This is a genomic window from Ruegeria sp. P10, from assembly GCF_056534925.1.
In genome coordinates this window covers 164677-184274 of sequence record NZ_JBQERJ010000010.1, presented here as the reverse complement: position 1 = coordinate 184274, position 19598 = coordinate 164677, and the positions used below count along the sequence as shown (strand labels likewise).

The 19598-nt window shown below is 62.4% G+C and carries 20 protein-coding genes; 10 read left to right on the top strand and 10 right to left on the bottom strand.

Features of this window, described 5'->3' with window-relative positions; all coding sequences use genetic code 11:
- Window positions 1–4 precede the first annotated feature (4 nt).
- Both ACR0FB_RS17190 and ACR0FB_RS17185 read left to right on the top strand, forming a co-directional pair.
- Entirely contained in the window at window positions 5–2338 is a 2334-nt protein-coding gene (locus tag ACR0FB_RS17190; RefSeq protein ID WP_171724668.1) for an aldehyde dehydrogenase family protein, read from the top strand.
- A gap of 23 nt (window positions 2339–2361) precedes the next feature.
- Entirely contained in the window at window positions 2362–3171 is an 810-nt protein-coding gene (locus tag ACR0FB_RS17185) for an SDR family oxidoreductase (protein ID WP_480621498.1), read from the top strand.
- A 23-nt stretch (window positions 3172–3194) separates the two neighbouring features.
- On the opposite strand, the gene ACR0FB_RS17180 is transcribed toward ACR0FB_RS17185, so the two are convergent.
- The 7 genes from ACR0FB_RS17180 to ACR0FB_RS17150 all read right to left on the bottom strand — a co-directional run bounded on the left by ACR0FB_RS17180 (window position 3195) and on the right by ACR0FB_RS17150 (window position 11667).
- The gene (locus ACR0FB_RS17180; RefSeq protein ID WP_480621497.1) at window positions 3195–4505 is read right to left on the bottom strand and encodes a M16 family metallopeptidase; all 1311 of its coding nucleotides are present in this window, start codon (window positions 4503–4505) and stop codon (window positions 3195–3197) included.
- Window positions 4502–5842 (bottom strand): M16 family metallopeptidase, encoded by a 1341-nt coding sequence (locus tag ACR0FB_RS17175; protein ID WP_480491963.1) that lies wholly within the window; start codon window positions 5840–5842, stop codon window positions 4502–4504. The genes ACR0FB_RS17180 and ACR0FB_RS17175 overlap by 4 nt, the downstream gene beginning before the upstream one ends.
- Window positions 5843–5923: 81 nt before the next feature.
- On the bottom strand, window positions 5924–6439 hold the full coding sequence (locus tag ACR0FB_RS17170) for a DUF3035 domain-containing protein (RefSeq protein ID WP_171637281.1): 516 nt from the start codon (window positions 6437–6439) through the stop codon (window positions 5924–5926).
- 50 nt (window positions 6440–6489) lie between these two features.
- The gene (gene lspA, locus ACR0FB_RS17165) at window positions 6490–6966 is read right to left on the bottom strand and encodes a signal peptidase II (RefSeq protein WP_171637283.1); all 477 of its coding nucleotides are present in this window, start codon (window positions 6964–6966) and stop codon (window positions 6490–6492) included.
- Window positions 6966–8555: a bifunctional phosphoribosylaminoimidazolecarboxamide formyltransferase/IMP cyclohydrolase gene (gene purH, locus ACR0FB_RS17160; protein ID WP_171637285.1), complete on the bottom strand. Its 1590-nt coding sequence runs from the start codon at window positions 8553–8555 to the stop codon at window positions 6966–6968. The genes lspA and purH overlap by 1 nt, the downstream gene beginning before the upstream one ends.
- A gap of 22 nt (window positions 8556–8577) precedes the next feature.
- Window positions 8578–10317: a heparinase II/III family protein gene (locus ACR0FB_RS17155; protein WP_480621496.1), complete on the bottom strand. Its 1740-nt coding sequence runs from the start codon at window positions 10315–10317 to the stop codon at window positions 8578–8580.
- Window positions 10318–10407: 90 nt separating this feature from the next.
- Window positions 10408–11667: an RsmB/NOP family class I SAM-dependent RNA methyltransferase gene (locus ACR0FB_RS17150; RefSeq protein WP_480621495.1), complete on the bottom strand. Its 1260-nt coding sequence runs from the start codon at window positions 11665–11667 to the stop codon at window positions 10408–10410.
- 88 nt (window positions 11668–11755) lie between these two features.
- Here ACR0FB_RS17150 and ACR0FB_RS17145 point away from each other — a divergent pair, with 88 nt between their 5' ends.
- The gene (locus ACR0FB_RS17145; RefSeq protein ID WP_152459369.1) at window positions 11756–11938 is read left to right on the top strand and encodes a DUF1674 domain-containing protein; all 183 of its coding nucleotides are present in this window, start codon (window positions 11756–11758) and stop codon (window positions 11936–11938) included.
- 4 nt (window positions 11939–11942) lie between these two features.
- On the opposite strand, the gene ACR0FB_RS17140 is transcribed toward ACR0FB_RS17145, so the two are convergent.
- The gene (locus ACR0FB_RS17140) at window positions 11943–12797 is read right to left on the bottom strand and encodes a LysR family transcriptional regulator (protein ID WP_171637293.1); all 855 of its coding nucleotides are present in this window, start codon (window positions 12795–12797) and stop codon (window positions 11943–11945) included.
- Between the two features lie 99 nt (window positions 12798–12896).
- Between ACR0FB_RS17140 and tmpA the strand changes: the two genes are divergently transcribed.
- Genes tmpA through ACR0FB_RS17125 form a run of 3 tightly spaced genes read left to right on the top strand, consistent with a single transcriptional unit; the run spans window position 12897 to window position 15285 of the window.
- Window positions 12897–14033: a 2-trimethylaminoethylphosphonate dioxygenase gene (tmpA, locus tag ACR0FB_RS17135; protein ID WP_210093678.1), complete on the top strand. Its 1137-nt coding sequence runs from the start codon at window positions 12897–12899 to the stop codon at window positions 14031–14033.
- Window positions 14030–14620 (top strand): (R)-1-hydroxy-2-trimethylaminoethylphosphonate oxygenase, encoded by a 591-nt coding sequence (tmpB, locus tag ACR0FB_RS17130; protein WP_171171978.1) that lies wholly within the window; start codon window positions 14030–14032, stop codon window positions 14618–14620. Before tmpA ends, tmpB begins: the two co-directional genes overlap by 4 nt.
- A complete protein-coding gene (locus ACR0FB_RS17125) occupies window positions 14617–15285 on the top strand; it encodes an ureidoglycolate lyase (protein WP_171724678.1) in 669 nt (222 codons plus the stop codon). The genes tmpB and ACR0FB_RS17125 overlap by 4 nt, the downstream gene beginning before the upstream one ends.
- Here ACR0FB_RS17125 and ACR0FB_RS17120 read toward each other — a convergent pair.
- Window positions 15272–15955 carry a DUF2306 domain-containing protein gene (locus ACR0FB_RS17120; protein ID WP_480621494.1) on the bottom strand — a complete coding sequence of 228 codons (684 nt, stop codon included), beginning with the start codon at window positions 15953–15955 and terminating at the stop codon, window positions 15272–15274. The two genes, ACR0FB_RS17125 and ACR0FB_RS17120, sit on opposite strands and share 14 nt — an antisense overlap.
- 39 nt (window positions 15956–15994) lie before the next feature.
- Window positions 15995–16804 carry a 4-hydroxy-tetrahydrodipicolinate reductase gene (gene dapB / locus ACR0FB_RS17115; protein WP_209835223.1) on the bottom strand — a complete coding sequence of 270 codons (810 nt, stop codon included), beginning with the start codon at window positions 16802–16804 and terminating at the stop codon, window positions 15995–15997.
- A gap of 91 nt (window positions 16805–16895) precedes the next feature.
- Between dapB and rbfA the strand changes: the two genes are divergently transcribed.
- Genes rbfA through ACR0FB_RS17095 form a run of 4 tightly spaced genes read left to right on the top strand, consistent with a single transcriptional unit; the run spans window position 16896 to window position 19516 of the window.
- Window positions 16896–17291 (top strand): 30S ribosome-binding factor RbfA, encoded by a 396-nt coding sequence (gene rbfA, locus ACR0FB_RS17110; protein WP_152459376.1) that lies wholly within the window; start codon window positions 16896–16898, stop codon window positions 17289–17291.
- Window positions 17288–18025 carry a phosphodiester glycosidase family protein gene (locus tag ACR0FB_RS17105; RefSeq protein WP_480621493.1) on the top strand — a complete coding sequence of 246 codons (738 nt, stop codon included), beginning with the start codon at window positions 17288–17290 and terminating at the stop codon, window positions 18023–18025. The genes rbfA and ACR0FB_RS17105 overlap by 4 nt, the downstream gene beginning before the upstream one ends.
- A 60-nt stretch (window positions 18026–18085) precedes the next feature.
- The gene (gene truB, locus ACR0FB_RS17100) at window positions 18086–18991 is read left to right on the top strand and encodes a tRNA pseudouridine(55) synthase TruB (RefSeq protein WP_480621492.1); all 906 of its coding nucleotides are present in this window, start codon (window positions 18086–18088) and stop codon (window positions 18989–18991) included.
- Between the two features lie 21 nt (window positions 18992–19012).
- The gene (locus ACR0FB_RS17095) at window positions 19013–19516 is read left to right on the top strand and encodes a DUF1643 domain-containing protein (RefSeq protein WP_170346689.1); all 504 of its coding nucleotides are present in this window, start codon (window positions 19013–19015) and stop codon (window positions 19514–19516) included.
- Window positions 19517–19598 lie beyond the last annotated feature (82 nt).

Here is a 19598-nt window from a genome sequence, read left to right as displayed (position 1 = left end):
AAAAATGACAGTCAAAGAGATTTTCGAGACCATGGAATACGGACCCGCCCCGGAAAGCGCCGCCGAGGCCCTGGCATGGCTGGTCGATCAGGGCGACACGTTCGGCCATTTCATCGACGGCACCTTCACCAAACCGGGCAAAGGGTTTGAAAGCCGCAACCCGGCCACGGGCGAGGTTCTGGCCAAGCTGACCCAGGCCACACAGGCCGATGTGGACGCCGCCGTTGCCGCCGCCCGCAAGGCCCAGCCCAAATGGGAAAAGCTGGGCGGCCCCGCCCGCGCCCGATACCTCTATGCCATCGCGCGGCTGATACAGAAGCATGCCCGCCTGTTCGCAGTGCTGGAAACGCTGGACAACGGCAAGCCGATCCGGGAATCGCGCGACATCGACATTCCGCTGGTGCAGCGGCATTTCTACTATCACGCGGGAATGGCCCAGCTGATGGAAACCGAGCTGCCCGACGCACAGGCGTTGGGGGTCTGCGGCCAGATCATCCCGTGGAACTTCCCGCTGCTGATGCTGGCGTGGAAAGTGGCCCCAGCGTTGGCCATGGGCAACACGGTGGTTCTGAAACCGGCCGAATACACCTCGCTGACAGCGCTGCTGTTTGCCGATATCTGCATGCAGGCTGGCCTGCCCAAGGGCGTGGTCAACATCGTCACCGGCGACGGCGCGGTGGGCGAGATGATCGTGGCCGCAGACGTGGACAAGATCGCCTTTACCGGCTCGACCGTAGTGGGCCGCCGCATCCGCGAGGCCACCGCCGGGTCGGGCAAGTCCCTCACGCTCGAGCTGGGCGGCAAGTCGCCCTATATCGTCTTCGACGATGCCGATATCGACAGTGCCATCGAAGGTCTGGTCGATGCGATCTGGTTCAATCAGGGCCAGGTCTGCTGCGCGGGCTCGCGCCTGTTGGTGCAAGAGGGCATTGCCGAGCGCTTCTATGCCAAGCTGCGCGCCCGCATGGACACGCTGCGCATCGGCAACCCGCTGGACAAATGCATCGACGTGGGTGCCGTGGTGGATCCGGTTCAGTTGCAGACGATCACCTCCATGGTCGACAGCAATACGGTGGGCCATGTGCATCAGGCTGCCTGCGAATTGCCCGCAAATGGCTGCTACTACCCGCCGACGCTGATCACCGGGCTCGAAACCTCGGACCCGTTGATGCAGGAGGAGATATTCGGCCCGGTTCTGGTCTCGTCGACCTTCCGCACCCCGGCCGAGGCGGTCGAGCTGGCCAACAACACCCGTTATGGATTGGCGGCCACGGTCTGGACCGAAAACGTCAACCTTGCGCTGGACATCGCACCCAAGCTGGTCGCGGGCGTGGTCTGGGTCAATGCCACCAACCTGTTCGACGCGGCCGCGGGCTTTGGCGGCGTGCGCGAAAGCGGCTTTGGCCGCGAAGGCGGCTGGGAAGGGCTGGCCGCGTATACCAGACCTAAGGGCAAGGCCAAGCCGCTGACAAAGGTCGAGGCAGCCATGGGCGAAGGGGCACCGATCGACCCGATTGATCGCACCGCCAAGATGTATGTCGGCGGCAAGCAGGCGCGACCCGATGGTGGATATTCGAAACCGGTCTGGGGCAAGGCGGGCCTGCTGGGCCATGTGGGTCTGGCCAACCGCAAGGACGTGCGCAACGCGGTTGAGGCCGCGGCGGGGGCCAAGGGCTGGTCCAAGACCACCGGCCATCTGCGCGCGCAGATCCTGTATTACATCGGCGAGAACCTGTCGGCCCGTGCTGACGAGTTCGCCGCGCGTATCGACGCCATGACCGGTCGCAAAGACGGTGCGAAAGAGGTCGACGCCGCGATCCAGCGCCTGTTCACCGCCGCCGCCTGGGCCGACAAGTATGACGGCCAGGTGCATGGCGTTCCGATCCGGGGCGTGGCGATTGCGATGAAGGAACCGGTGGGCGTGATCGGCGCGCTGTGCGCCGACGAGGCGCCGCTGCTGGGTCTGGTCTCGGCCATGGCCCCGGCGATCGCGATGGGCAACCGGGTGGTTCTGGTGGCGTCCGAGCCCTACCCGCTGGCGGCGACCGATTTCTATCAGGTGCTGGACACCTCGGACGTGCCCGCAGGCGTGGTCAACATCCTGACGGGCAGCCACGCGGAACTGGCCAAACCGCTGGCCTCGCACCTGAACGTGGACGCGGTGTGGTCGTTCTCATCGACGGACCTGTCGGCGCAGATCGAGGTCGTCTCGGCCGGGAACCTGAAACGGACCTGGGTGAATAACGCGACGGCATTCGATTGGGGCATGGACCATTCCCGCCGCTTCCTTCAGGCTTCGACCGAAGTGAAAAACATCTGGGTGCCCTACGGCGAGTAGGGCTCCCGCCAAGGGAGGCCTACATGGATTTTTCGGGAAAAACCGTCATCGTCATCGGTGGCACCAGTGGCATCAACCGGGGCATCGCCGAGGCCTTCGCGGCCTCGGGCGCGAAACTGGCCGTGGCCAGCCGCTCGCAGGACAAGGTGGATGACACCGTCGCTGCGCTGAAGGCGGCAGGCGCGGCCGAGGCGATCGGCGCGGCCTTTGACGTGCGTGATGCCGAAGCGGTCGCGGAGGGGCTGAAACAGTTCCACGCGGCGCTCGGTGATTTCGACGTGCTGGTTTCGGGGGCGGCGGGCAACTTCCCGGCGCTGATGGCGGAAATGTCGGCCAACGCCTTCCGCACCGTGGTCGAAATCGACCTGATGGGCACCGTGCATGTGCTGAAAGGCGCCTATCCCTATCTGAAACGGCCCGGCGGCAACATCATCAACATCTCGGCGCCGCAATCCTACCTGCCCTACGAGGGCCAGGCCCATGTCTGTGCCGCCAAGGCGGGCGTCGATCAGATCACCCGCACCATGTCGATGGAATGGGGTGTGGAAGGCATCCGGGTGAACTCGGTGGTGCCTGGCTTCATCGAGGGCACCGAAGGCGCGAAACGGCTGGCCCCCACCCCAGACGCGGGCGAGCAGCTGCGCCGGGACGTGCCGCTGGGCCGCTGGGGCACCCCGCAGGACGTAGCCAATGCCTGCCTGTTTCTGGCCTCGGACATGGCCAGCTATATCAGCGGTACGGTTCTGGCGGTGGACGGGGCGTTGTATCAGCGCGGCTCGGGCCAGTTCGGCCAGATGATGGGAGACATGCTGCGCAGCATGAAAAAGGGGTAAGCCGCAGCTTACCCCCGAAAGGTTCAGTTCGTTGTTTCCAGGCCCACCGGCTTGCCAACGACGACAAAGTGGAGACCGTCCGGGTCAAGCAGTTCGGCAGCAACGCGGTTGACATCTTCCAATGTCACCGCGTTCACCTTGTCATTGCGGGTGGCGATATAGTCGATCGGCAGGCCTTCCATCTGCATTCCGACCATGATCGAGGCAATCTGATCATTGCCATCGAACCGCAGCGGATAGGCGCCGGTCAGATAGGTCTTGGCGTCGTCAAGTTCCTCTTGCGTCACACCCTCGGTGGCCGCGCGCGCCCATTCATCGCGAATTACGTCGACGGCTTCGGCGATACGGTCATTGGCCGAGGACACGGACCCGAGGTAGACCGAAGCCAGATCCTTGGGCACCAGATAGGTCCCGACCCCATAGGTCAGGCCGCGCTTTTCGCGCACCTCCTGCATCAGCCGGCTTTCAAACCCGCCCCCGCCAAGAATGTGGTTCAGAACGAAGGCCGCAAAGAAATCCGGGTCATCCCGATCAATCCCGGCCTGACCGAACAAGGCCACGGACTGAGGCGTGTCGAATTCGACAACACTGACGCCGCCGGGAATGTTCACCTCGGCCTTGCCCGGGATGGGCTTGCCGGTGTCCGGCAAGTCGCCAAGCAGGGTATCAAGCAGGGTACCCAGTTCCTCAGCCGTGATATCGCCGACGGCCCCTACGTACAGACGATCCTTGACGAACACGCCTTCGTAAGCCGCGACCACGTCATCGCGGGTCAGGGCCGAGACGCTTTCGATGGTACCTTTCCCCTCGGATCCGTAGGGGTGATCGCCGTAGGCCATCTGCGCAAAGGTGAGGCCTGCGAGTTCGTTCGGGTCAGTCTGGTCCGAGCGCAGGCCCGACAAAACCTGCGCGCGCACGCGGTCAACCGCATCCTGATCAAAACGCGGTTCGTGGATCGTCGTGCGCAGCAAATCGACCACTTCATCCCGGTTTTCGGACAGAAAACGCGCGGAAATCGAAACTGAATCGTCGCCGGCATTGTATCGGAACGAAGCCGCCAGAGCCTCCAGCTCGCGGGCATAGGTCCGCGCATCCATGTCGCCCGCGCCTTCTTCGATCAGCCCGCTCATCAGGTTGACCGCGCCGCGTTTGTCAGGGTCGTCCAGCGACGTGCCACCACGGAACCGCAACTCCAGCGCGGTGAATGGGATGGAATGATCCTCGACCAGCCAGGCTTTGATACCACCGGGCGAGGTCACTTCTTCGATCTCGATCTCGGCCAAAGCCGGCAGGGCGACCAGGCAGGCAATCAGCGTTGCAACAAACCGTTTCATTGCGTCACCTCGTCATCGCGCATCAGCCAGCCTGTGACCGATGCCTCGGGTTGCAGAACTTCGCGGGCCGCGGCGATGATCTCATCTCCGGTCACGGCCTGAAGGATCTCGGGCCAGGCCTGAACATCTTCGACCGTCAGGCCGCTGGTCAGGGCCCGGCCATAGCGGTTGCCGATGCCGTCCACGTTGTCGCGCGCATAGGTCTGGGCGGCGCGCAGCTGCATCTTGATGCGCTCAAGATCGTCTTCGTTCACACCTTCGGCGATGAAGTCGGCCACGGCCTGGTCCATGGCGTCTTCGGCCTCTTGCAGGGAAACACCCTCGGCCGGAACCACGATCAGATCAAAGGTCGTGTCATCCAGCGAAACACCGCGATAGAACGCTCCGGCATAGACGGCCTTTTGCTGATCAAACTGCAACTTTTCGTTCAGGTAAGACGTCGTGCTGCCGCCCAGCAACTCGGCCAGCAGAAACAGAGCCGCCGCTTTTTCCTGTTCGCCCGGATCGCGTTCCGGGGCCAGATAGCTGCGCTGAACGTAAGGCTGGGCCACGCGCGGGTCTTTGAAGGTCAGGCGACGCTCGGCCGTTTGCGGCGGCTCTTGGGACCGAACCCGCTCGGGCAGGTCCGGGTTGGCGGGAATCACACCGTAATACTGATCGGCAAGCGAGCGGACTTCAGCGGGATCGACATCGCCCGTGACCACCAGAATGGCGTTGTTGGGCGCATAATGGGTCTGGTAGAACGACAGCGCGTCCTCCATGTCCAGATCCTCCATCTCGTGCATCCAGCCGATGATCGGCACGCCGTAGCGGTGGTTCAGATACTGGGCCGCGCTCATCTGTTCGCCGAACAGGGCGCGCGGGTTGTTTTCGGTGCGCTGGTTGCGTTCCTCGAGAATCACGTCGCGTTCGGTCAGAATGTCCTCTTCGCTCAGCCGGAGGTTCCGCATCCGGTCGGATTCCATCCGCATCATCAGCTCAAGCCTGTCGGCGGCGACACGCTGAAAATAGGCGGTGTAGTCATACGAGGTGAAGGCGTTGTCGTTGCCGCCATTGGCAGCAACGGTGGCAGAGAACTCTCCCGGGGCCAGCGTGTCGGTGCCTTTGAACAGCAGGTGCTCCAGGAAATGCGCCACGCCGGATGATCCGATCGGCTCATCAGCGGATCCGGCCCGGTACCAGACCATATGCTGCACGACCGGGGCACGGTGGTCTTCGACCACGACGACATCCATGCCGTTGTCCAATGTGAATGTGGTGACCGCTTCTTTCCCGTCCTCGGCAAATACCGGGGCGGCAGCGATCAGGGCAGCCGACAAGGCCAGGGCCCGAACCATAGGGCATCCTCCGTTTCGTTTCTGGTATTCAAACTACGGTGACGTGGCCCAGGTTCAAGCCCGATGACGGAAAGTTAAGAATTATTCACCCGGCGGCGAAGAAGGGGTTTCGATCCCGGCCCGACGGGCGGCTTCCGTTTCCGCGAACGGATCGATCGATTGTTTTTCGTAAACCTGACCATAGCGGTCGACCGGGAACAGACGCAGGCCGGTCCAGCGCCCCCGGCGTTTGCGGAACGCGGCGTCATCAGCCTCGACCACCTGCCGCGCATCGGGAGAAACACCATATCGACTGGAAGCCGTGACAAGCGCTGCATCCGAGGATGGCACAGACGCGTTCGGATTCAGCGCAGCAGCATTGCCGCCCAGCGCAGCCACCGCATCGGCATTTGGGTTCGGATCCGTCAGATTCGCGCCACCCGGCGTGGGTGCAGGCAAGAACGCATAGTCCTGAGGTTGGGTCAGCGGCTTGACCGGCAGCACCGAAAACTCATCCGGCCCCGGGCCCGGAGGCGCCAGATCCCGCAAACCGGGATTCGAACACGCCGCAACCGCAGCGGCAACAGTCAAAACAAATAGGGCGCGCGGCATCCGCATTGGTGTCTCCAGCCTGTTTCAGGCGCTTTTATCGCATATCATTCCGCGCGTCACGAGGCCTTTTTGCCGTCAAACAGCACCAGCCCGATGGCTCCTGCAAATATGAAGACATCTGCGAGGTTGAAAACAAACGGATTGTTGATGCCGCAACAGGACATGTTCAGGAAATCCAGAACAAAGCCGTAAAGAACCCGATCCACCACATTCGCCAGCGCACCGCCGATCAGCAGGCCGCCGCAAAACAGCATCAGCCCCGAATGGGCTGCGCGGCTGAGCCAGACAAGCACGCCGACACAGATCGCCACGGAAATACCGATCAGAATCCAGCGCGCAGCCTCCGAATTTCCTTGGAACAGGCCGAAATTGATTCCCCGGTTCTCGCCGTATTTGAACACCAGAAGCGGTGGCACAACATCAATGCCGCCGGGCTGATCGGCCACGCGCATGACATGAACGACCAGATATTTGCTGATCTGATCGATCGCAAAGGCGGCCAGGGCCGCCCAGAGAAGCAGGCGTGACCGCATCAGTGACGGAAATGGCGCATGCCGGTGAAGACCATGGCCAATCCGGCCTCATCCGCAGCGGCGATCACTTCGTCATCCCGCATGGATCCGCCCGGTTGAATGACGCAGGTTGCACCTGCCTCGGCCGCTTCCATCAGCCCGTCAGGGAAGGGGAAGAACGCGTCCGAGGCCACGGCAGAGCCGATGGTCAACGGTTGGGCCAAGCCCAGCGCGTCGGCCATGCGCTCGGCTTTCTTGGCGGCGATCAGGGCCGAGTCCACACGGCTCATCTGGCCCGCGCCGACGCCGACGGTGGCGCCGTCTTTGACATAGACGATGGCGTTGGATTTGACGTGTTTGGCCACTTTCCACGCGAACAAAAGGTCACGCATCTGTTCGTCGGTCGGGGCCTTCTTGGTCACAACCTTCAGATCATCCAAGCCGACAAAGCCGTTGTCCTTGTCCTGCACCAGCAACCCGCCAGCCACCTGACGCACGGTTTTCCCGCCGGCGGCCACATCCGGCAAAGCTTCGGTTGTCAGCAGGCGCAGGTTTTTCTTGGCGGCAAAGATTGCCTTGGCCTCATCCGATGCGCCGGGAGCGATCACGACTTCGGTGAAAATCCCGGTGATCTCCTGCGCGGTTTCGGCGTCCAGGGGCTGATTCAACGCCACGATCCCGCCAAAGGCCGAGGTGCGGTCGCAATCGAATGCCGCCTTGTACGCCTCAAGCAGGGTTGCACCCCTTGCCACGCCACAGGGGTTGGCGTGCTTGATGATGGCACAGGCGGCGCCCTCAGTGGGGTCAAACTCGGCCACCAGTTCAAAGGCCGCATCCGTGTCATTGATGTTGTTGTAGCTCAGTTCCTTGCCCTGATGCTGGATCGCGGTCGCCACACCGGGCCGATTGGTGCCGTCGGTGTAGAACGCAGCCTGCTGATGGCTGTTCTCGCCATAGCGCAAGGTCTGTTTCAATTCACCGGCAAACGCGCGGCGCTTGGGGGCTTCAAGCTCCAGCGCATCGGCCAGCCAGTTGGACACTGCCGTGTCATAGGCGGCGGTACGGGCATAGGCTTTCTGCGCCAGCTTGCGGCGGAATTTCGGACAGGTCGCGCCGTCGTGCTGATCCATATCGCCCAGCAGTTTTTCGTAGTCTTCAACATCCACGACCACATTTACGAACGCATGGTTCTTGGCCGCCGCGCGGATCATCGCCGGACCGCCGATGTCGATATTCTCGACGCACTCATCGTAACCTGCGCCTTTGGCCACGGTTGCTTCAAACGGATACAGGTTCACAACCAACAGATCGATTGCACCGATGCCGTGTTCGTTCATGGCTGCAACATGGGTGTCGTTGTCGCGCAGGGCCAGCAGCCCGCCATGCACCATCGGGTGCAGGGTCTTGACCCGGCCATCCATCATCTCGGGGAAGCCGGTGATCTCGCTGACATCCTTCACCGCAAGCCCTGCATCGCGCAGCGCCTTGGCCGTGCCGCCGGTCGACAGCAGCTCGACCCCGCGTTCGGCCAGCGCCTTGCCCAGCTCGATCAGCCCGGTTTTGTCGGATACGGAAAGCAACGCGCGGCGCACGGGGTGAAGATCGGTCATGGGTCCAAAGGTCCTTTTGGCGTCAGTCTAACTCGGGCTCGTCCCGGTGCGTATCGCGCACGGCATAGGCTGTGTCCTGTGCCTTGCTCAGAGTCCACCGGGTGCGCGTCGCATACTCCATTGCGCGCCCGGATAGAACGATCTGTTTTGTCGCGCGTGGCTTCAAACGCCCTTTTTCAAGGTAAACGCTTGGCTCGACGGACAATTTTCCAACGCCGTCATGTCGGAAAACCCAGATTTCACCGCTTTTGAGCGCCATCGACACTGCCGCCCCGCCCAAATCCAGCGCCGCATCGACATCCGGATGCAGGTGAAACCGGATGTCATAGCCAATGCCTTTGAGGCCCGAAGCGTCCATCGCCTTGTCAAATTGACGCTTTGCCTTGTCGGTCGCCGTCAGCAGAATATCCTCGACCGTCAGCTCGCGCCCGTCAAATCGCAACTCAAAGGTCCGCGCATGGGTCAGACCAAAGACCTTTGCGTATCCATCGTGCCCCGCCATGAAGCGGATGCCCTCGAACGCATCCTCGAAATCAACGGGCACCTCCTGTGGTGCGTCCACCAGCGCCTGCGCTTCACGCCCCGGCACCGGTTTGGCCAGCCGGGCGCTTGAGAACCCATCTAGGCAAAGCGTCGAGTGCGACGGCGTCGCCCGTCCTGCGCGGCGCCATTCCAGCCCGAAACTGGCCCCCGACCCGCAATTCACGATCAGCGGCCGCCGCCCCGAGGTCAGCTCGAACGCCAGAGTAGAGGCATGCGCATTGTACGAGGCCGCCCCCGACGGCGGTATGCTGGCATCCACGATCACCGTGGTGCGCGCCGCAGACAAACGGGCATAGCCCATTGGCAGTTCGGTCGCTGCCTTGTGCTTGACGCCGCTTTGCGCAAGGGCCTGTTCCAGTCGCCCTTCGACACCGCGCCCACCGCCATGGAACCGCGCCAAGGCCCCATCCGCATGGCGCAGGCTGCGCAGGGTCGGCGCGATCCGTTTGATCGCATTGGCCTGAGCGGCAGGCGTCCCGCGACCAAGATCATTCAGCGCAGCCGAAGTCCAGCTGAGCAGCGTGAATACCTCGAGCAATTCTTCCGGATTGCGGGTTGGAATTCCGCCCTGCGCATCCACCTGACGGTCGCATTCCCCGGCCAGGGCGCGCAGGGCCGGGTCGGCCATTCGCTCCAGCCCCTCCAGCGCCAGCCCGGCCTGCACCAGTCCGGCCAGCGCCTCGAACCGGGGCAGTCCCGGAGTCGCGGCATGCCAGCGTTTGGACAGGAACCATGTTTGCTGGGCCAGCGAGCGGAAAAACAGTTTGCTTTGTTTTTCATCCGCCCCTCGCAGCAGAAAAAGCGCATGGTTGATCCAGCGCATCACCCGACGTCCGGTCAGATCAGGCGCCCAGCCGGGCCCTTGCCCGCGGCCATGAGATTCGATCCATCCCCACACCCAGCGCTGCGCCTTTTCCCGCGCACGCATGTCTCCGACCGCCGCCAGATCATCCAGCCACGCAAAGCCGTGACGTTCTTCGTCAAAGCCGGCACTGGGGGCGGTGACGTCCCAAAGCCCGGTATCTTCGGCCTCGACCAGATAGCCCGCGAACAACAGATTTCCGGCAACCAGTTGCCGGCCACGTGCGAACGAACCCACCGAGCGCGGATCCGGTTGCGCAACAAACCCTGTGACCGCCTTTTGCCGCTGGCTCAGGCGCGCATAGAAACGGTTCTTAAACCGCATCCACCGACTGGCCATGGTGTCTAAATTCGACATGACGCGTGTTACTCTGCCCCTTGCGCTCTGCTGGCGCTTGAGACCCAACGATAGACCGCGCCGATCGTCAAGTCACCGAAAAGCGTGCGTTCAGACGGATTTGGTCAGACACGCGATATAGAACCCGTCCATACCACCCCGATCCGGCCAATAATCCGGTCGCAATCGCAAGCCGCCTTCTTCGGTGATCCAATCCGTTTCGACACCGGGTACGTTCAGCGCGTCGCGATCCACGCTCATGTCCGAATACATGCCCAGCGCCTCTTCAACCTGAACTTCCCCCTCGTCCGGCAGCAGGGAACACGTGCAATAGACCAGACGCCCACCGGGTTTGAGCAAGCCCCACGCATGGGCCAACATGCGCGTCTGGAGCTCGATCAGGCCGCCGAATTCCGAACCGTCCTTGGCAAACGGCAAGTCAGGATGCCTGCGAATCGTACCCGTGGCCGAGCACGGCGCGTCCAGCAGGATCGCGTCGTACCGGTCTTCGTGTTCCAGCGCATCGCCCACGATGACCTTCGCCCTGAGGCCGGTCCTTGCAAGGTTCTCGCGCACCCGTTCCATCCGTGATTCCGACACGTCTAGCGCCGTGACATCAGCCCCTGCGGCCGCAAGCTGCATCGTTTTCCCACCCGGCGCCGCACACAGATCCAGCACTTTCTGGCCCGACTTCGGGGCCAGAACGCGAACCGGCAATGCGGCCGCCGCATCCTGCACCCACCAGTCTCCGGCCTTGTACCCCGGCAGGGTCGAGACCTGACCCGCATCGTGCAACCGCACCGACCCGGTCGGAAGGATCTCGCCTGAAGGGCCTTCCGCCCCGGGTTTCAAGGTAAGGTCCAGTGGCGCACCCGCGAAATGTGCCTGCTCCATTCCGGTAACGGCATCCGTGCCCCACGCTGCGATCAGCGGTTCACGCAACCAGTCCGGCAAACGCGGAACGCGCATCTTCGGCCACGCCTCGGGGCCTTCTGCCGCAACCTTGCGCAGAACGGCATTCACCAACCCCTTGAGGCGACCATGCTTGCGCGAACGGCTGACGATCTCGACCATGGAATTGACGACGCCATGGGCGGCTTCGCCGTTGCAAAGTTCGACCGCACCCAGTCTCAGCGCGTTGTGGACCGTCAGAGCGGGTGTTCGGTTCAGGTGGTTGGCCAGCAGGCGGTCGGCCCGTTCCAGCCCACGCAGTGTTTCCAACGCCAGTCGCTGGGCACGCGCGCGATCCTCGGGTTCCAACCGATCCACTGCGCCCGCCGCCAGACACTCGGCCAGCAGGCGACCTTCGCCCAGAACCTGATCCAGAAGATAGATTGCGCTGCGCCGTGCTGCTGTCGCGCTGTTAGACATGGTACCGCCTTCATGTGACCTGCGCCCGCATTGCCAATAGCGGACGCGGGCGTATATCAAGACTGCGCAAGGAAAGGAACCCGATGTCATGAGTGACGACCGCAAAGACTTGCCCCCCGCCGCCCAGCGCGCCCTGGCCGAAGCGGAAGAACGCCGCCGCAAAGCCAAAGCCGAGGCCCGGGAATTGCCGAAAGAGCTGGGTGGCCGAGACGGACCGGACCCGGCCCGCTACGGTGACTGGGAAAAGAAGGGCATCGCCATCGATTTCTGAACGGTCAACCACGCAGCGCCTTGAGGAAATCCTCGATCAGCGCCCGTTGTTTTCTGGACTTCGCCCGGTCTTCAGGCCAGGTCAGCCAGTACCCGTCTTTGGTGTGCAATTCGGGTAAATCCAGCCGCCGCAACCGACCCTCTTGCAAGTCGGCAAGGGCCAAGGGCACCGATCCCAAAACCACACCCATGCCGCGCTGCGCAGCCGAAATCGCATGTTCCATCGAATCAAAACTGATTTTTGATTGCGGCAGGTCCTGCTGGCCGTTTTTCTGGCTCCACTCTCTCCAGCCGGGGCGTTCTCCGCGCAGGTCAATCAATTGGGCGCCCCAGTCGACACCCGGCGGCGCCATGGGGGCAAGGACCTCAGGCGCGATCAGGGCGGCATCACGCCCGGCCCAGATGCCCCGACCATATCGGATTTGCAGCCAGGTTCGTTCTTCGTCCAAAGACGACCGGCGCGCGACCGAGTCGGTCATCACCCGAACCCCTGGCTGCATCTCGTGAAACCGGGTCAGCGCCGGCAGAACCAGTGCGTGGATGTTCGACGACAAGCCGGCCACGCGCAACTCGCGCGGGGATTTGCCAAACAGGTCCTCGGTATTGCGCTCCAGCGCGCGAAGGCTGTCCTGCACCAAAGGCAGATAGCTTTCACCTTCGACCGTCAGCGACACGCCCCGCGCCTCGCGCACGAACAAGGATCGGCCCAGCCAGGCTTCGAGGTTGCCGATCCGCTGGCTGACAGCGGCCTGCGTCAGCCCGAATTCCTTGGCTGCTGCCGAGAACCCACCAAGACGCCCCGCGGCCTCGAACACGCGCAGCCAGTCCAGTGGCGGTAGCCCGATCTTTTTCTTAGCCATTAGATTTTCCAAGCCTCAGCCGAAATAAGGATTAATTGTCGTAATGCCATGAACGGCGTATCTGCTCAACCAAAGCTCGCGCCGAACAGGAGACCCCAAATGCTGCGCACCGCCACCCATGACACTTCGATCGTCACCGTCGCGTTCGACACAGGAACGCAAGCCCGCTTTCACGCCGTCTGGTTGCGCGACAACGCGCTGGACCCGGAAACCCGCGCCCCGGGCAACGGCCAGCGGCTGATCACCATCGGCGATATCCCTGCTGACATCTCGGTCAGTTCAGCCGAGGTTGTCGCGGGCGGCCTTCAGGTCACGTTCCAGCCCGAAGACAAAACCGTTACCTTCCCGGCCGAATGGCTGATCGAACACAACTATGATTGCAAACGGGACGATACGCTGGGCCGCACCGCCCCCGGCATCATCACCTGGGAAGGCGGGATCGCCGCACCCTCTGGCGATTGGAACGAGGTTCATGCCAGCCCTGCGGCCAAACGCAACTGGCTGGCGTCTGTGGCGAGTTACGGCTTTGCCAAGCTGACGGGCGGGCCAACCGAACCAGAATCGCTTTTGAAAGTGGCCGACCTGTTCGGCTATGTCCGCGAAACCAACTATGGCCCTTATTTCGAAGTTCGGACGGAAGTGAACCCGACCAACCTCGCCTATACCGGGCTTGGCTTGCAGGCCCACACCGACAACCCCTATCGCGACCCTGTGCCGACGCTGCAAATCCTCTATTGTCTGGAAAACAGCGCCGAAGGCGGCGACTCGATCGTGGTCGACGGCTTTCGCGCTGCCGAAAAACTGCGTGCGCAGAACCCCGAAGGTTTTGCGCTGCTGGCAGGCTACCCGGCGCGGTTTGAATATAAGGGGTCAGACGGTGTCTGCCTGCGGTCTCGCCGTCCGATGATCGAATTGTCGCCGGATGGAGAACTGGTTGGCATTCGCTTCAACAACCGTTCCTCAGCGCCATTCGTGGACGTGCCTTTCGACAGGATGGAAGCCTATTACGCGGCTTACCGCCAACTGGGCGAGATCATCGACGACCCGGCCATGGGCGTGTCGTTCAAACTGGAGCCGGGCGAAAGTTTCATCGTCGACAACACCCGTGTCCTGCATGCACGGCTGGGCTATTCCGGTGCCGGTTCGCGCTGGTTGCAGGGATGCTATGCCGACAAGGACGGGCTGCTGTCCACACTGGCGGCGATGAAGATGACGCAGCCGGAGGCAGCGGAATGAAGCCCGATTTCTCGACCCTGAACCGGGACAATATCGTCGCCTTCATCGGGGATATCTTCGAACGCCGCGGCGGTGAGGAATATCTTGGCGAACCCGTCACCATGGCCCAGCACATGCTGCAAGGCGCCACCATCGCCGAACAGAACGGCCAGCCTGAAGAGATCATCGTCGGCGCCTTGTTGCATGATATCGGCCATTTCACATCCGAATTCGGAACCTACCACCCCGATGATACCGAAGACCGCCACCACGAGGATGCGGGTGCTGAGGTGCTGGAACAGTTCTTCCCTTCGGTCATCACCGATTGCTGCCGCTATCACGTGGCCGCCAAACGGTATCTCTGCGCCACCAAGCCCGAATATTTCAACCGCCTCTCTGCCGCCTCGGTCCATACCTTGGAACTGCAAGGCGGCCCGATGAGCGCCGAAGAAGTCGCCGCCTTCGAATCCAATCCGAACCTGAAAGATATCATTCAAGTCCGGTACCTGGATGAGGCCGGCAAACGGGCGGACATGGAGACACCGGATTTCGCCCATTTCGCACCGATGGTGCAGCGCATGGTCGACAAGCACCTGGGGGCGTCATGACCGCACCCGAGTACATCTTCGAGGCCAGTTCCAAGCCATCCCTGCCGTGGCACGAGGTTCCCCTGATCCGGGCGACGGACAACACGGTTAGGGGGTACGGCTGTTTGGTCGACGACCCCGAGACCTTTGAAATCGAGATCGTACGCTGGCCGCAGCAGGGCTGGCGACCGATTGACGACGGCACGGGTGACGAAGGCGGCTGGGTTGAAGGCACGTTCAAATGCGACTGGCAGGGTGACGTGCTTTACGGTGAGAACGAGGCGGTCAAAGGCCATTACGTGCTGGGTTGGTCCGCCGACCCTCAGCACGCGCAAACCGACCGGCAAACGGCCCCGCGGGATCAGGTGTTGCTGTGGCATATGAATTATCACCCCGATGGCGGGCAGATGTTCTGGCCGCTGGACAACAAGCCCTTCATCGTGCCCGCGGCCCTGCCTGGCGACAATCTGACCCCGGACAAGGTGGTGGCATTCTGGTGTGACGGGTCAAAGGGGCTCTATATCCATCCCGGCATCTGGCACGAGGGTATTTTCCCGGTCGAGGACAACCAGCGTTTTCTGGATCGTCAGGGCCGGGTCCACGCGCGGGTCAGCGCCGATATCGGCAAAGAGTTCGGCGTTTATCTGGCCTGCCCGCTGCGGGCGGACAAAGTCAGGGATTTGTGACCAACGCCCCCTGATGCCTCTGGCGCCGGCGCGCAATCCAGATCTGCACGGCCAGCAGATAAGGCACAAAGAACGCGAAATTCTGCACCAGATCAAAAGGGCCCGAGAAATCGGGCTCTGACCCCACCCCTCCGGTCAGCAGATACCAAAGCGTATATTGGACTCGGTAAAGCCACGACCCCAACGCCAGCCAGAACAGCCGCAATCCCCATGCCCAATGGCCTGCGCGATCCCCTTCCAAAGCCCTGCGCGCCACCATCAGCGCAGCCGTGAAAAGACACAGCCCGTACAGAAAAAAGGCGGCAGACATCAGCGGCCCACCGATGGTTCCGCGCAGGGGAATATAGCTCATGCCCGCCAGCCCGGTGATCCATGCCAGCGCCACCAGACAGGCTCCCAACATGCGGTGAAATCGATTGTACTTGAGCCGCAGCCCCTTCAACAGTTGAAGCGGGACGAGTGCGACCAGAAAAGTACCAGCCAGAATGTGTACCAACATCGCGGCATTGCCGACATTCTCACCATCAGCGAACAAGTAACTGTGCCGGGCAGCGTCCTGCGACAGGCCTTTGCCGATCATTTCAACGCCATGCGCAACGAATGGCAACAGTGTCAGGTAGAACACCGCAAGCAAAATGCCGGTTGCCAGTCCAGAGCGCCGAATCCTCATGAATCAAAGCTTAGCGTCGGCGACCGCTTCGTCTATGGCTCACAACCCCAGCACATCCACCATGTCATATTGGCCGGGTGCCTTCCCCTGCCCCCACAGCGCCGCCTTCAGCGCGCCGCGGGCAAAAATCGCGCGGTCGCTGGCCAGATGGCGCAGAACGATGCGCTCGCCGGGCGCGGCGAACAGGACGTCATGTTCACCAACGATGTCTCCGCCGCGAATAGCGTGGAAGCCAATGTCACCACGCTTGCGCGCACCGGTGATGCCATCCCGCCCCCGGTCGGCCACATCCGACAGTTTGACGCCACGCCCCTCGGCGGCGGCCTCGCCCAGCATCAGCGCGGTGCCGGATGGTGCGTCCACCTTGTGATGGTGATGCCCTTCGATGATTTCGATATCAAAATCCTCATCCAGTGCAGCCGCGACTTTCTTGGTCAGTTGCACCAGCAGGTTGACGCCAAGGCTCATGTTCCCTGCCCGCACGATCACCGCGTGGCGCGAGGCCGGTTCCAGCGCGGCGATCTGCTCATCCGTCATGCCGGTCGTGCCGATCACATGCACGCAACGCGCCTGCGCGGCCAAAGCGGCAAAGTCCAGCGTCGCCTCGGGCGCGGTAAAGTCGATCACCGCCTGTGCCTGCGCAAAAGCTTCCAGCGGGTCATCGGTAACTTTGACGCCCAGCGCCTGGCCACCCATGGCTTCGCCCACATCCTGACCGACCCAGTCATGCCCCATGCGCTCGACCACGCCGACCAGACGCGCCTGATCACTGTCGGTTACGGTCTTGATCAGCATCTGCCCCATACGGCCCGAAGCCCCTGTGATGACGATACCCGGAATATGGGTCATGGCGGTATTCCCTTGCTGCAAACTGCTCAAAGCCTCCTACCCCGTTCGCGCCCGCTTGGCAAAGCCCCGGTTTGCGCTTAGATCGGGGATTATGGCAAAGAACAAATTCCACGATGGCCCCGGCCCGTCCCAACGACAGCTGCGCGTCGGCGAACTGATCCGCCGCACCCTGTCCGAGGTTCTGGCGCGCGGAGATGTCCACGACCCCGACCTGAACCGCATGTCGATCACAGTGGGTGAGGTGCGCACCTCGCCCGATCTGAAAATCGCCACCGCCTATGTGCTGCCCTTGGGCGGCAAAGGGCAGGAGGACGTGATCGATCTGCTCGCCCGCAACAAAAGTGAACTGCGGCGCATGGTCGGCAAAAAGGTCGGCCTGAAATTCTCGCCCGATCTTCGGTTCCGCCTGGATGACACGTTTGACCGTCTGGACGACACCCGCCGCATGTTCGAACAGGACGCGGTGCGCCGCGATCTGGACGAGTGATCCGGGCATTCGTCACATTGGGCGCGGTTGTCTGGGCCGCACAAGCCTCTGCGGTCACTTGCGAAAAGCTGACCCATGATGACAAGCGCTATACCGTTTGCGAGGTCGACGCGGAAAACGAAGACCTGCGCCTGTTTCTCAACGACGAAAACGGAGATCTGCTGGGGCATTTCTCGTCGGTGAACGAGGCGCTGGCCCCCGGCGGCAAGCGTCTGGCCTTTGCCATGAACGCGGGCATGTACCACGATGACCGTTCGCCCGTCGGCCATTATGTCGAGAACGGCAAAGAGGTCATGCGGGTGATCTCCAACCCCGGCCCCGGCAACTTCGGCCTGCTGCCCAACGGCGTGTTCTGCATCCGCGAGGGCCGCGCTGACGTGTTCGAGACGCTGGATTTCATCGACCGGGCCCCCGACTGCCGGTTCGCCAGCCAATCCGGCCCGATGCTGGTGATCGATGGTGACCTGCACCCCCGGTTCCTGCCCGATTCGACTTCGCTCTATGTGCGCAACGGGGTGGGCACCAGCGCCGATGGTACCCGCGCGGTGTTCGCGATTTCCGAAGATTACGTCACATTCCACGAATTCGGCCGTCTGTTCCGCGACGTGCTGGAAACTCCGAATGCGCTGTTCTTCGATGGCAATATCTCTCGCATGTATGACCGCGCGAACAATCGGTCCGATCTCGGGTTTTCGCTGGGGCCGATCGTGGGTGTGGTCGAAGACGCACCTTGAAATTGACAGGACGATGGCGATCCGCTAGGTCGCGCGCCTCAGCAAGATTGAAGGTGCTATATGGGACGCAAACGCAAGGGTCGCGACATTTCCGGCTGGCTGGTGGTGGACAAGCCCGCGGGCATGACGTCGACCGCTGTGGTCAACAAGGTGCGCTGGGCGATGGATGCCAAAAAGGCGGGCCATGCGGGTACGCTTGACCCCGAAGCGACCGGCGTTCTGGCCGTGGCTCTGGGTGAGGCGACCAAAACCGTTCCCTACATCACGGATGCTCTGAAAGCCTACACCTTCACTGTCCGTCTGGGCCAGGCCACCAACACTGACGATGCCGAGGGCGAAGTGATTGCCGAAAGCGATGCCCGCCCGTCGGATGAAGACATCAAACAAGCATTGACCCCGTTTCTGGGCGACATCATGCAGGTTCCGCCCAAGTTTTCCGCCGTGAAAATCGACGGCCAGCGCGCCTATAAACTGGCCCGCGACGGCGAAGACGTGGAACTGACAGCCCGGCCCCTTTGGGTCGAGGAACTGATCCTTGTCGACCGCCCCGACGCAGATCACGTGGTGTTGGAGATGACCTGCGGCAAGGGCGGTTATGTCCGCTCGATCGCCCGCGATCTGGGTGAAGCGCTGGGATGCCACGGCCACGTCCGGGAACTGCGCCGGATCTGGTCCGGACCGTTCGAGGCCGAAGACGGGTTGAGCATCGAACAGATCGACGAAATGGCAAAGACCACGGCGCTGGACGACTATCTGCACCCGCTGGAAGCCGGCTTTTCCGACCTTCCAGAGCTTAAATGCACCCCCGAAGGCGCAACCCGCCTGCGTAATGGCAACCCGGGCATGGTGTTGGCCTCGGATGTTGAATACGGAGACGAGGCATGGGCCTCGCTGGATGGCAAGGCCGTGGCCGTGGGGGTTTACAAATCGGGCGAATTGCATCCCAGCCGGGTGTTCGCCGCCTGAACCGCGTGTTAGGCGAAAGGCATGATCACCCGAACGCACACCAAGGGCGATGCGCCCTCGACCGCCATCTACTCCGACTGCGAGAAATACCGCTATAGCCTGACCCGCGTGTGGGACCCGGCAGGGCGCAAGGCGCTGTTTGTCATGTTGAACCCGTCTACCGCGACCGAAGTGCAGAACGACCCGACGGTTGAACGCTGCGAACGTCGTGCCCGGGCGCTGGGGTTCGGCGCGTTTCAGGTGACCAACATCTTTGCCTGGCGCGACACCGATCCGCGCAAGATGCGCGCTGCTGCCGATCCGGTAGGCCCGGAAAATGACGCCGCCATTCTGGAAGGTGTTCGGTGGGCTGATCAGGTCATCGCCGCCTGGGGCACCCATGGTGCGCATCTGGACCGGGGCCCGGCGGTGGAAACCCTTCTGCGCCGGACCGGCCAGCCGCTGTTCCATCTGGGCTTGACCAAAGACGGTCACCCCAAGCACCCGCTTTATATCGCCTACAGCCAACAGCCCGAGCAATGGTGATAAAGTATTAACCATTTCAATACCTTGACTTTGACCCGATTGCCGATTGCATGGGATGTTCACCCTCGGAGCATTCTGCGAT